This window comes from Allobosea sp. 01N443 (genome assembly GCF_056399325.1).
This window is the reverse complement of record NZ_JBFTRC010000175.1, coordinates 1-12,062: the sequence shown is the minus strand read 5'-3', so window position 1 is coordinate 12,062 and position 12,062 is coordinate 1. Positions and strand designations below refer to the sequence as shown.

Genomic DNA, 12,062 nt, shown 5'->3' with positions numbered 1-12,062 from the left:
GCCTTGGACACCGATGTCGAAGCCGTGCGGAAACTGTTCAAGAAGATCGGGCAGGAGATCGAAGCGGATCCGGAGCTGAACGCCGATCTGCTTGAGCCGTTCAAGAGCCAGGGCATTGCAGCGCTCGAGGAAGGCACTCTGGTGATCCGCGCCAAATACAAGGCCCGGGCCGGGCGTCAATTCCAGATCCGCAAGGCGATCCTGTCCAAGGTGCGGATCGTGCTGGCGGAGAACGGCATCAAACTGGTGCCCAAGCCCCTTCATGTCCCCGAGATGGGTGGGTGAGCCTGGCTGTTCGCCTTCGTTTACCGGGCATCGGGGCCTTGCGGCCACAAGAACCGGTCCAGCCAGAAGAACGGGTCCAAGCCGAAGCATCGGCCGCTCATCTGCGACGGGGCGCTAGGGCGACCCAGCAGGTCAGCGAATAGACAACCGATCCCACGGCGACCATCGCGATCTCAGCCATATCGCGCTCCATCGATCCTCCGGCCGTCAGGCAACCAGACATCGGGCGAATCTCGGGCGGGGCTTTGACCAGTCGGCACGGCCTGACAGTCGAAGCCTTCATCCGATCGATCGCTGTCCGATCAGCAGACGAAACCTGTCCAGATCATTTCGCGCATTGCCCGGCCGCCGGGTCTTGCCATTTGGCGCCAATCGCGTCGGCAATCGTTCGATCTCGTCAGGGAAGACGCCCCGGCCGAGCACGGCGATATCTGCGAGATCGCCCGCTTCTTCCGCGTCACGGCGGAGATCGCCATGGTGCGTGAGGCTCATCCGCCGCAGTTGGACGTGGTCTATCCCTGATCCTTGAGGAGACGCTCGACGCAGGTCGCCAGCGAGCCGCGCCATGCGGGAAGCGTAACGCCGTGCCGCGCAGCGAGCTTGCCGCAGTCGAGCCGTGAATTGGCCGGCCTCCGCGCTGGCGTCGGGTAATCCGTCGTGGCGATGCGCTTGACCGCGACCGGCTTGCCGCCGAGCCGCTCCCGGTCTGCGAAGATCGCCTCGGCGACATCGGCCCAGACCGCTTCCCCCGCAGCACTCATGTGAAAGATGCCGCGCAGTGTTTCGTCCTGGGGGCGGGCGACCAGATTGCGCGCCACCGCCAGGACGGCGTCGGCGATGTCGAGCGCGCTGGTCGGGCAGCCATGCTGGTCCGCGACCACGCCGACCTCGTCGGTTGTTTCGGCCAGGCGCAGCATGGTTTTGACGAAATTCTTGCCGAAGGGGCTGTAGATCCAGGCCGTGCGCAGGATCGCGTGGTTGTCCGAGGCGGCCGCGACCGCCCGCTCGCCAGCCAGCTTGCTGGCACCATAGGCTGAGATCGGCCCGGTCGCGTCGTCCTCGCGATAGGGCCGATCGAGCGCCCCGTCGAAGACGTAGTCGGTCGAGATCTGGATGACGGGGACGCCAAGTGCGGCAGCCGCGCGCGCCGCTTCACCGGCCGCCTCGCCGTTGACGCGCATGGCGAGGTCGGGTTCGCTCTCAGCCTGGTCCACCGCCGTATAGGCCGCCGCATTGACGATGACATGGGGCCTGGCCGCGCGCAGTGCTGGCGCGATCATTTTGGGGATGGCGAGATCCAGATCCGGGCGGCGGAGCGCGACGACTTCAACACCGGCCGGCACGCGCTCCAGCATGGCGCGGACGACCTGGCCGGTCCAACCGGTGACGACGATGCGCAGACCCATCAGTCGAAAAACCGCAGCATCTCGGCGAGCCGCGGATGCTTGCGATCCTTGTCGGAGAGGGGCAGCGAGGACAGGGGCAGAGCCTCGGCGATGCCGAGGGCCGGATCATCGAAGGCAAGCCCATGATCGTTCTCGGGCGCGTAGGGCCCGGTGGTCTTGCAGAGCACTTCGGTGTCCGGCTCGTGTGTGACGAAGGGCATTGTCATGTCTCCGGCCTGTTTGCGCGGCACGATATGACCGCTGGCCCTGATGTTGTCCGCTTGAACCGATCCCCCACGTAGATCGACGAATTTTCGCGGCTCGTCTATGGACGCGAGCGGGGCCCGAGTCCGCAACACCTCCCGGCTCATGATCATAGTGACCTCCAGTGCTGAAGATCAGCCTCGTCTTCGCCAAATTGAATGGCCGAAAAGCGGACGTACCCAACGTCAGAAAAGGCAGTTCCGGACATTGTCACCCGCCCCCCGGCCAAAGCCCCCCTATCGCGCCTGATCGCGGCCCTGCCTCTGCTCCACGGCGGCGATATAGGCGTCGCGGGAGGGGCCGAGATGGTCGCGGCAGAGCTGGACCAGCCTCGCCCGGTCGCCGGCCTCGAGCGCGGCGATCATCGCCCAATGCTCGGCGCAGGCCAGCGCCAGATGCGAGGGGCTGGCTGCCGTGATCGAACGGGCGCCATGAACCTTCTGCGCCATCATCTGGATCAGCTCGACCAGGTGCGGATTGCCGCAGGCGGCAAAGAGCGCCTCGTGAAACGCCATATTGGCGCGGAAGGCCGCGCGCGCGTCGGCGTCGGTGACCGCGGCCGCATGGACGTCCTGAATGGCTTTCAGCCGTGAGACGATCTCGGAGCCGGCCGGCAGCGGAATCTGCTCAGCCGCCAAGGTCTCCAGCGCCTCGCGCACCGAATAGATCTGGCGCACCTCTTGCGGCTCCAGCAGCCTGACGGCTGCGCCCTTGTTCGGCACGCGCTCGACCAGCCCGACCCGCTCCAGCTCGGCCAGGGCCTCGCGCACGACATGGCGCTTCACCTCGAGCCGAGCGGCGATGTCCTCCTCGATCAGGCGCTCGCGCGGCAGCAGCCAGCCAAGCACGATCTCCTCCTCGAGGGCATCGGCCACCATGCGGGTGCGGTCGGCGGTGGCGGGCTTCAACGCGAGGACGGACATGCGACTTATTCCAGTTCCAACATAATTGTTGACAATCATGTCAACGGCAACGCCTCATCATGTCATGACGAGCACCAATGACAAGACGGCCCCCGCCAAACCGGCCCCGCGCGGCATGCGCCGCAATCTCGCCAGCTATGGCGATCCCGGCTTTTCGCTGTTCCTGCGCAAGGCGTTCATCAAGGCGGCCGGTTTTTCCGACGATGCGCTCGACCGGCCGATCATCGGCATCACCAACACCTTCAGCGACTTCAACCCCTGCCACGGCAATGTTCCGCGCCTGATCGAGGCGGTGAAGCGCGGTGTCATGCTCGCCGGCGGCCTGCCGATGGAGTTCCCGACCGTCTCGATCCACGAGTCGTTCTCGAACCCGACCTCGATGTTCCTGCGCAACCTGATGGCGATCGACACCGAGGAGATGATCCGCGCCCAGCCGATGGATTCGGTCGTGCTGATCGGCGGCTGCGACAAGACCGTCCCGGCGCAGCTGATGGGCGCGGTCTCGGCCGATATCCCCGCGATCCAGCTCATCACCGGCCCGATGCTGGTCGGCCACCACAAGGGCGAGATCCTCGGCGCCTGCACGGATTGCCGCAGGCTCTGGGGCCAGCACCGGGCCGGCACGATCGACGAGGCCGAGATCGAGGTCTTGAGCGGCAGGCTCGCACCGACGCAAGGCACCTGCATGGTCATGGGCACGGCCAGCACCATGGGCTGCCTCGTCGAGGCGCTCGGCATCGCGCTGCCCGGCACCGGCACGATTCCGGCGACCCATGCCGACCGCATCCGCGCCGCCGAAGCCAGCGGCAAGCAGGCTGTTGCGCTGGCCAAGGGGGGCGAGAGCTCACGTGGATTGCGGCCGAGCGAATTGCTGACCGAGACCGCCTTCCGCAACGCCATGGTGGTGCTGCAGGCGATCGGCGGCTCGACCAACGGGCTCGTCCATCTCGCGGCCATCGCGCGGCGCGCAGGCTTGAGCATCGATCTCGAGGAGTTCGACGCGATCGGCCGCGCCGTGCCGGTGCTGATCGATCTGAAGCCGTCGGGCGATCATTACATGGAGCATTTCCACTGGGCCGGCGGCGTGCCGAAGCTGATGAAGGAACTGCGCGCGCATCTGGCGCTCGACGCCATCACCATCAGTGGCCAGACCATCGGCGAGATCGCGGAGGCCGCCGAGGAGGTGCCGAACCAGACGATCATCCGCAGCGCCGCAAACCCGCTGAAGCAGACCGGCGGCATGGCCGTGCTGCGCGGCAACCTGGCGCCTGGCGGCGCGGTGATCAAGCATTCGGCCGCCTCTCCTGCCCTGCTCCAGCACACCGGCCGGGCCGTCGTCTTCGACTCCGTCGAGGACATGGTGACGCGCATGGACGATCCCGCGCTCGATGTGACTGCCGATGACGTGCTCGTGCTGCGCAATGCCGGCCCCAAGGGCGCGCCCGGCATGCCGGAGGCCGGTTATCTGCCGATCCCGAAGAAGCTCGCCCAGGCCGGCGTCAAGGACATGGTCCGCATTTCGGATGCCCGCATGAGCGGCACCGCCTTCGGCACGATCGTCCTGCACATCACGCCTGAATCGGCGGTGGGCGGCCCGCTCGGGCTGGTCCGCGACGGCGACCTGATCAGGCTCGACGTGCCCGCCCGCCAGATCGAATTGCTGGTCGAGGCGGCCGAGCTCGACCGCCGCAGGGCAGAATGGCAGGCGCCCGCCCATCTCAGCGAGCCCTCGCGCGGCTATCGCGGGCTCTATCTGAAAAGCGTCCTCCAGGCCGATGAAGGCTGCGATTTCGACTTCTGCTGACTGGCCGCAGCGCGGCTCAAGACACGTGATGCAGGGCCGGACGAACCGGCCCGCAGCCCAACCCGGAGGACAATGCCCGATGCTGAAACGCGCCTTTCTCGGCGGCACGCTCGCCGCTCTCTCACTTGCCGGTCTGTCACTTGCCGGTCTGTCACTTGCCCTTGCCGGTCCCGCAGGCGCGCAGGCCTATCCGCAAAGGCCGGTCACGCTGCTCGTGCCCTATGCGCCGGGCGGGGCGACCGACATTATCGGCCGCGTCATCGCCGAGGAACTCTCGCAGACGATCGGCCAGCGCGTCATCGTCGAGAACCGCGCCGGCGCGGCCGGCAGCGTCGGCGCGGCTGCCGTCGCCCGCTCCCAGCCCGATGGCTATCTGCTGCTGATGGGCGCGCTCACCAGCCACTCGATCAATATGGGGCTGCAGGCCAAGCCCGGCTTCGACCTGAAGAAGGATTTCGCGCCGGTCACCATCGCCGGCACGGTCGGCCTGGCGCTCGTCGTCCACCCCTCGGTGCAGGCGAAGACCATCCCCGAGCTGGTCGCGCTCGCCAAGGCCAAGCCCGAGGACTTCAACTACGCCTCCTCCGGCAACGGCTCGCCGCAGCATCTGGCCGGCGAGATGTTCAATGCGCGCGCCGGGACGAAGCTCGGCCACGTGCCCTATCGCGGCAGCGGCCCGGCGATGACCGACATGATCGGCGGCCAGGTCAAGGTGATGTTCGACACCATTCCCTCCGTGCTCCAGCATGTGAATGCGGGCTCGCTGAAGGCGATCGCGACCACCGGCCGCGAGCCCTCCCCCTTCATGCCGGATTATCCGACGGCGATCGCGCAGGGGCTGCCCGATTTCGAGATCGGCTCCTGGTTCGGGGTGCTCGCCCCGGCCGGCACGCCGCAGCCGATCATCGACAAGCTCAACGCCGAGATCGTCAAGGCGCTGAAAAGCCCCAAGGCGCTGGAAGCGATGAAGCTGCAGGGCGTGACGCCCAAGCCCGGCACGCCTGCCGAGGCGGCCGCGCTGATCGACAGCGAGATGACGAAATGGAGCGACCTGATCAAGGCGACCGGGCTGAAGCCGGAGTGATGGAATTTGGCTCCGCGCTGCGCTAGGCCGGAGCGGTGGCACCGGTGAGATCCTGCGCTCATCGACGCCAGCCCTTGGGAGCGAGAGCATCATGACAAACCCCATCGAGCGCATCGCCATTGTCGGCGCCGGCATGATCGGCGCGAGCTGGGCGGCGCTCGCCTGTGCTCATGGCGTCGCTGTCGCGGCTTACGACCCCTCGCCCGCAGCCGAGGAGAAATTCTTCACTTACGTCGAGCGCGCCCGATCGCAGCTCGCCGAACTGGGGCTTGCCGGCGCGGGGGCGCTCAGCTTTTCGACCAGGCTCGGCGCGGTGCTTGAAGGCGCGCAGTTCATCCAGGAGAACGGCCCGGAGAACGAGGCCGTGAAACGGCAGTTGCTGAGCCAGATCGACGCCCAGACGGCGCCGGATGCGATCATCGCCAGCAGCACCTCGGCCCTGCTGCGCAGCGCCATCGTCGCCGAGTGCCTCCGGCCCGAGCGCATCATCGTCGCCCATCCGTTCAACCCGCCCCATCTCGTGCCCCTGGTCGAGATCATCGGCGCGGATGAGGCCGTCATTGCGCAGGCCTGCGCCTTCTATCGCGTGCTCGGGCGCAGGCCCGTGGTGCTGAACCGGGAAATGCCGGGCCATATCGCCAACCGGCTGGCGTCGGCGCTCTATCGCGAGGCGGTCCATCTGGTCGAGCAGGGCGTGGCCAGCGTCGCCGATATCGATGCCGCCCTGTGCCATGGGCCGGGTCTGCGCTGGGCCCTGATGGGCCCGCACATGACCTATCACCTCGGCGGCGGCGCCGGCGGCATCAAGGGCTATCTTGCCCATCTCGGGCCGAGCCAGCTCAGGCGCTGGGAATCGCTCGGCCAACCGACTTTAAGCGAAGAGGTGCAGCGCCGGATCGTCGAGGGGGTCGCAGAGGAGAGCGCCGGCCGCTCGATCGCCGAGCTGGAAGCGCGCCGCGACGAGGGCCTGCTGGCGCTGCTGAAATCGCGCAAGCTGGTGAGCGAGTAGGCGGGGGCACAGGCCTGAGTTGGCGCGCAGCAAATCCCGCGCGCAGTCCCTTCGCGGATCAGGCGGCGGCACGCCCCTCGGCCCTGACAGGTGCCCTACAAATCGGTGATCGGCCCCGTGCCCTCGCGGAAGGTTCTCTCCTGCCCCCGCGTCCGCGACGCGTCCCGGCGCTCGATCTGGACGGAGAGGCTGAAGTCAAGCGCGCCGGAGCAGCGGCCACTCAGCGTGATCCTCGTTTCCCCCTGGTCGTGGCTGAAGCTGCAGGTGAGGGATTGGCTGAACCCGGGGCGTTGATCCTGCGCCCAGGCTGGCGATGTCGCGGCCAGGACCAGGGCCGCCGCAAACGCCTTGTCGGTCAGGGTGTGTCGCATCGGTCTGTCCTCCCGTCGACCAAACGTGGGAGTGCGCCTCATGATCAGGTCGGCGTGACGAATTGTGGGGCTCGGCATCCGCGGGATGACCGCGATCCCACCGGACGAGCCGGCGCCTCATCTCGCTTGCACGCGACGGGCCAAACTTAGCACAGCGCTCGCCCGCCGTGCCACACATCCCTCTGCCCGGAGAGACTGAGCGCATCATCCATCTCGATGCGAGGCGATCAGCTTGGACCTTGTCATCGGCGCGGACTCCCGCGTTCGTGCCAATATCTGAGTCATCCCGGCTGCTTGGGCTGAGATCATCACGTTCCAGTGGAACTTCACTGCGCCTTCTCATAGGCGGCATATTGCTCCTCCGTCATGCCCGGCAGCGTCTGCACGAAGGCAACGGCGGCCCGCAGGTCGTCGTCGCCATGGCTGTCCGCGAAGGACGGCATGCCGGTCATCCGAACCCCGTTCTTGACGATCCAGAAGATTTCGGCGGCGGGTGGGCGAAGCGATGGTGACCGACGGCGGGTCGGCCATCAACGCGGCGGGGCTGCCGGGCTCTTCCCGCTCGATTGACAGCATGTCGAATATTGCTACGCAGGCCGGCGAGGGAACGTCCTCAGTCCTGTTGCGGGATTAAAATCTCCGGGGCCGGCCCGGCCCGTTTTTTGGTTCCCGTGCGTGACTAAACCCAGACCTTGGACATCAAGCACTGCCCTGCTTGTCCGGTGGTTCATCTCATCGGCGACGCTCTCTGTCCCGCAGGCCGCAGGGCCGGTCGCCTTCGCGCTGGTCGCCCTGGCTCTGACGGGAGACACGAGCGGCGGCGCAGCGATGATCCTGGCGATGACGCTCGCGCAAGTGGTCGGTGCGATCCCGATCACCCGGGTCGGCAGACGCTTCCCGCCGACGACGTTCCTGCGGCTGCTGGTGGTCTTCCGGACCCTTGCGCTGGCCTCCATCGCAGTGCTGGCTCACCACGGGGCCGCGTTCGGCTGGCTCGTCGCATTCTCAGCCCTGGCAGGGGCGGTGAACGGCGCTGCCTTCGGCTATCTGCGCACGGTGCTCAACGCGCTGGCGCCGGCTGCGAAATTGCCGCGAGCGCTCGGCATCTCGGCGACCCTCAACGAGGTGACGTTCGTCCTGGCTCCCGTGGCCGCCTCCGGGCTGGGCGGCGTCTCGCCGGTCTTCGCCGTGCTGGTTGTCGCGGCGCTCGGGGCGATTCCAGCCCTGCTGGTGCCGACGACCGCCGCAGCCGCAGTGGAGGACGCGCATCATCCCGATGCGTCCGTGGTGAGCCCGGCGATCCTGCTCTGGCTGATGTGCGCCGCCGCAGGTGGATCGACCGTGGCGGCGATCGAGATCGGCGCTGTCGCTCTCGCCCTGCATTTCGGCTACCAACCGACGCTCGCGATCCTGTTCACGGTGCCACTTTGCCTGGCTTCGGTGGCGGGCGGTGTCTGGGTCAGCATTCGCAACCGCATGCAGACGCGCAGGGCTGTCCTGATCCAGCTGACGATCATGACGGTCGGCTCCATCCTCGTCGCGCTCCAGATCTCGCTGGCGGTCACGGTCCTTGGCGCGGTCCTCGTCGGAATGGTTCTGGCCCCGCTCGGCACCTATTACTCGCTTGCTCTCGACGCGCTCGCCCCTCCGAAGAAGCGGCCCGAGGTCTTCGCCCTGCTTCGCACCGCGAACGCAACCGGCGTCATCCTGGCCAGCGCGGTGATGACGGCCGTCTCCCTGTCCACGGCCCTGATCGTCGTGAGCTGCCTGATGATCACGGTCGTGGTCGTCGTCGGCCTGTCCTCGCGCATCAAAACCTGAGGGTCGGCGCCCGCGCTTCACAGCTTCGGCCCGGCTCAGTCCTGCCATGCCGGCAGCCTCCACCCCTTCACGGTCGTTGTGGCCTTCGCAATCGCCCCTGCCCCGGCGCTTGGAGCCCCCAGCTCAGGGCGCGGGGGGCGTGTCCGGCCGGCGACGGTCGTGATCGTTGCTGGCGTAGTAGCTGCGCTTGTTCTCATACATCAGCCGGTCGGCCCGTTTCACCAGGGACTCCATGGTTTCGCCCGGCTCGGAGGTGGCCATGCCGAGCGAAAGGCTGAGCGCCGTGTCGCCATGGAACTGGTTATTGAGCTCGATCAGCTGCTGGACATTGGCCAGAACCAGCCCCGCCTCGCCCGTGCCGGCGCCCGGCAGCACCACGGCGAATTCGTCGCCGCCGATCCGTGCCGCGAAGAGCGGCTTGTCCACCGCCTTGGCGAGCACCTCGCCGGCGCGGCGCAGCAGATCGTCGCCAGCGCCATGGCCGCACTCGTCATTGACGCGTTTCAGGCCGTTGAGATCAACCAGCATCAGCGAGACGCGCTGCGTGCGCTTGCGTTCGAGACGGTTGAGCTCGTCGACATAGAAGCTGCGGTTGTAGAGCTTGGTCAGCACGTCGTGCTTGCCGAGGAATTCGAGATAGGCCTCGGCCTTGCGCCTTGCCGTGATGTCGGTCAGCGCGACCTGGACCAGCGACCAGCTCTGTTCATGGCCGGGCAGCACCGAGAACTGCAGGTGCAGGTAGAGCAAGGTGCCGTCGAGCTTGTAGTTCACCACCTCGCGCTGCTGGAAGATCTTGCCGTTCCAGAGATCGATGAGCTGCTCGCGGAAGGGGACGCGCATCTCGCCGCGAAAAGCCTCGTCGAGATTGTCGAGCAGATGCGCCTTGTCGTGCGCCGCGAAGAGCTCGAGCGTGTGCCTGTTGACGTCGATCACCCTGATCTCGTGCATGCAGCGGTCGATGAATTCGGGATGCACCTCGGTGAAGACGCGCAGATCCTCGATGCCCTGCTCGCGCAGATCGTCGAGCAGGGCTTTGACATGGCGGAAATCCTCGACCCAGAGCGAGACCGGCGAATGGTCGAACAGGCCGCGCGCATAGGCCTCGCTCGCCACCAGCTCGCGCCGCGCCTGCTCGCGTTCGGTGATGTCGTCGATGGCGACCAGCACCCGGTCCCAGCTCGCCTCATGTCCCGGCAGGATGCGCCCGTTGATCTGGACGTCGAGGCGGCCGCCCGACAGCGTGTAATTGACGGTGCGGCTGCTGAAATCGAGCTTGCCCTCCCAGAGCTGGACCAACTCGTCGACATGGCTCTTCAGCATGTCGGCCCGGAAGACCTGGTCAAGATTGGCCATCAGGTGCGCGGTGTCGTCGGCGCCGAACAGAGTCAGGGTCTGCTGGTTGACCTTGAGCAGGCGGATGCGGCTGGAGCAGGCCTTGACCCGCCCAATATCGGCTTCGAGGAAGGCGCGCAGATCGTCGACGCCCTGCGTGCGCCATTCCGCAAACAGCGCCTGGATGCCGCTATAATCCTCCAGCCAGAGCGAAACCGGCGCGAGATCGAACATATGCCGATCATCGGCGGCAACAGGGGTGATGGCAGGGGGCACGCTTGTCATCGACCATTCCAATTCCGGCTTGCCCGGAGGGCTCAAGCCACCGATCGCCGGGGCGGCCAAGCCTGATTCGTCAGGCGCCATGATACCGCAAGTTGTGGCGCAGGTTCGCCCGTCGGGTCGCTGCCCGATCGGCCTGCGCGGGAGCGGTCGTCACGTCGACGCCAATACTGGAGCATCGCCTGCTCCTGCCCTCTGTCCGCAGGGACCTGCGAGGCGCAGCCGGCGCAAATCGTCGATCTGAAGGAAGCCCTGGAAGCCCCGGCGGCGGCGACTTTCTGCGAACCCGACAAATCAGCCTTAACTACGATCCCGCATCTCACGCACAAATCGTCGATCGCACTCCAAAGTACATTTGAGGCTGTTGGCGTTCCGCGTTAGTATTTCTAGTGGAAACGATGATACTCGACATCGTTCCTGCTTTCAGCCCTTGCCTATGCGTTCCTTGCCTATGTCTTCTGGTGGGTTCACGAGGGCGTTCCATGTCGGCTCAAGAACGCGGGCTTGCCCGCCTCATGCTTAGGCTCCCCGCGTTCCGCAATCGCTTCGCGCGAATGCAAGCCCCCCGGTTTCGCGGCGTCTGCGAGGAGTACGACGTCATCTGGGAGGTGATCACCCACCGGTCCCAGGACCAACGCTGCGCGATGTTCAGCTTCGATGATTACTGCCGCCTCGCGGTCTCGATCGAGAGCGACGCGATCGCGATGGCCGAGGCCGTTTCCGATCCCGGCACCATCGGCATCCTTGGCGTGTGACAGCCGGACCGACTGACGCATCCCTCCCCGTGAAGGCAACGCCTGCCAGTATCCGCCAAACTTGGCACAGTCTGCCTGCGTCCGGGGAATCCACTTGCGACCCAGCTCGGACTCTCCTCCCCTCGCCTGGGAGCGTCCGGATGAGTGGTTTGCAGAAGTCAGGCCGGGTTCATCGAGGGGCCGGATCGCGCGCTTAAGCGGAAGTTGGGCCGAGCCCGTATACCGGGCAATTCGCGCATAGTCTCGCCCTTAGCGTGCGTTCGACACCGGGCGTGATGGGGCGCGAATGGCCTGAGCGACCGCGACGGCGATCTTTTGCGCTACGCCACTTTCGAGGTCGATGAGATTCCCGGAACGCAGATCGGCCTCGTAAATTGCGGACCAGATAATGGCTGATGTGTCTCGGTCGACGAGGCGGCTGGTAATCCTGAGTTTGCCCTCGCCAGCACGGATCATGCCTTCAAGGATGTGCCGGGCGTCGAAATGGCGCCGGGCCAYGGACCGCCGCGACGCCAACGCATTGGAAGCCTCGCTTCGAACGACCGTCAACTCCCGAAAGGTCGCGAGTTGTGAAAGCACCTCTTCGGAAAGACCTGTCGCGAAAGCACCGGCTTCTGCGGTCGGGGAGAGGTTGGTGAAGGCCTTGACGAGAAGCGAAGGACCAAGGGGGCTTGTCGATGACGCAGCCGGTCGCGATTGGTCTATCATCCCGATGAATGCCAAGAGAGTGCCGAACACCAGTGCGGT

Annotated in this window: 11 protein-coding genes and 2 pseudogenes; 6 read left to right on the top strand and 7 right to left on the bottom strand. The window is 66.3% G+C overall.

Translation table 11 applies throughout. The features are described 5' to 3' along the window. Window positions 1–285, top strand: a pseudogene (locus AC1DRP_RS29035) (mechanosensitive ion channel family protein); the annotation flags it as partial. A 512-nt stretch (window positions 286–797) separates the two neighbouring features. On the opposite strand, the gene rfbD reads toward AC1DRP_RS29035, so the two are convergent. The 3 genes from rfbD to AC1DRP_RS29020 all read right to left on the bottom strand — a co-directional run bounded on the left by rfbD (window position 798) and on the right by AC1DRP_RS29020 (window position 2,857). Beyond that, window positions 798–1,691, bottom strand: a complete 894-nt coding sequence (rfbD, locus tag AC1DRP_RS29030) for a dTDP-4-dehydrorhamnose reductase (protein WP_476770289.1) — start codon at window positions 1,689–1,691, stop codon at window positions 798–800. Then, window positions 1,691–1,891: a dTDP-4-dehydrorhamnose 3,5-epimerase family protein gene (locus AC1DRP_RS29025; RefSeq protein WP_476770288.1), complete on the bottom strand. Its 201-nt coding sequence runs from the start codon at window positions 1,889–1,891 to the stop codon at window positions 1,691–1,693. The genes rfbD and AC1DRP_RS29025 overlap by 1 nt, the downstream gene beginning before the upstream one ends. 279 nt (window positions 1,892–2,170) lie before the next feature. Then, on the bottom strand, window positions 2,171–2,857 hold the full coding sequence (locus AC1DRP_RS29020) for a GntR family transcriptional regulator (RefSeq protein WP_476770287.1): 687 nt from the start codon (window positions 2,855–2,857) through the stop codon (window positions 2,171–2,173). A 64-nt stretch (window positions 2,858–2,921) separates the two neighbouring features. On the opposite strand from AC1DRP_RS29020, the gene AC1DRP_RS29015 reads away from it, so the two are divergent. The 3 genes from AC1DRP_RS29015 to AC1DRP_RS29005 all read left to right on the top strand — a co-directional run bounded on the left by AC1DRP_RS29015 (window position 2,922) and on the right by AC1DRP_RS29005 (window position 6,754). Then, the gene (locus AC1DRP_RS29015; protein ID WP_476770286.1) at window positions 2,922–4,661 is read left to right on the top strand and encodes an IlvD/Edd family dehydratase; all 1,740 of its coding nucleotides are present in this window, start codon (window positions 2,922–2,924) and stop codon (window positions 4,659–4,661) included. Between the two features lie 79 nt (window positions 4,662–4,740). Beyond that, window positions 4,741–5,745 carry a Bug family tripartite tricarboxylate transporter substrate binding protein gene (locus tag AC1DRP_RS29010; protein ID WP_476770285.1) on the top strand — a complete coding sequence of 335 codons (1,005 nt, stop codon included), beginning with the start codon at window positions 4,741–4,743 and terminating at the stop codon, window positions 5,743–5,745. A 91-nt stretch (window positions 5,746–5,836) separates the two neighbouring features. Then, window positions 5,837–6,754 (top strand): 3-hydroxyacyl-CoA dehydrogenase NAD-binding domain-containing protein, encoded by a 918-nt coding sequence (locus tag AC1DRP_RS29005; protein ID WP_476770284.1) that lies wholly within the window; start codon window positions 5,837–5,839, stop codon window positions 6,752–6,754. 95 nt (window positions 6,755–6,849) lie between these two features. Here the strand turns inward: AC1DRP_RS29005 and AC1DRP_RS29000 are convergent, their stop codons facing one another. Together AC1DRP_RS29000 and AC1DRP_RS28995 are read right to left on the bottom strand one after the other, a co-directional pair. Continuing rightward, entirely contained in the window at window positions 6,850–7,125 is a 276-nt protein-coding gene (locus tag AC1DRP_RS29000) for a hypothetical protein (RefSeq protein WP_476770283.1), read from the bottom strand. A 326-nt stretch (window positions 7,126–7,451) separates the two neighbouring features. Beyond that, on the bottom strand, window positions 7,452–7,607 hold the full coding sequence (locus AC1DRP_RS28995; protein WP_441493704.1) for a c-type cytochrome: 156 nt from the start codon (window positions 7,605–7,607) through the stop codon (window positions 7,452–7,454). A 193-nt stretch (window positions 7,608–7,800) separates the two neighbouring features. Here AC1DRP_RS28995 and AC1DRP_RS28990 point away from each other — a divergent pair, with 193 nt between their 5' ends. Further along, window positions 7,801–8,946: an MFS transporter gene (locus tag AC1DRP_RS28990; protein WP_476770282.1), complete on the top strand. Its 1,146-nt coding sequence runs from the start codon at window positions 7,801–7,803 to the stop codon at window positions 8,944–8,946. Window positions 8,947–9,069: 123 nt separating this feature from the next. On the opposite strand, the gene AC1DRP_RS28985 is transcribed toward AC1DRP_RS28990, so the two are convergent. After that, window positions 9,070–10,563, bottom strand: a complete 1,494-nt coding sequence (locus AC1DRP_RS28985) for a sensor domain-containing diguanylate cyclase (protein ID WP_476770281.1) — start codon at window positions 10,561–10,563, stop codon at window positions 9,070–9,072. A gap of 479 nt (window positions 10,564–11,042) precedes the next feature. Here AC1DRP_RS28985 and AC1DRP_RS28980 point away from each other — a divergent pair, with 479 nt between their 5' ends. Further along, complete coding sequence (locus AC1DRP_RS28980; protein WP_476770280.1) at window positions 11,043–11,315, top strand: hypothetical protein; 273 nt, start codon at window positions 11,043–11,045, stop codon at window positions 11,313–11,315. 249 nt (window positions 11,316–11,564) lie between these two features. On the opposite strand, the pseudogene AC1DRP_RS28975 reads toward AC1DRP_RS28980, so the two are convergent. Beyond that, window positions 11,565–12,062 (bottom strand): annotated as a pseudogene (locus AC1DRP_RS28975) (hypothetical protein); the annotation flags it as partial.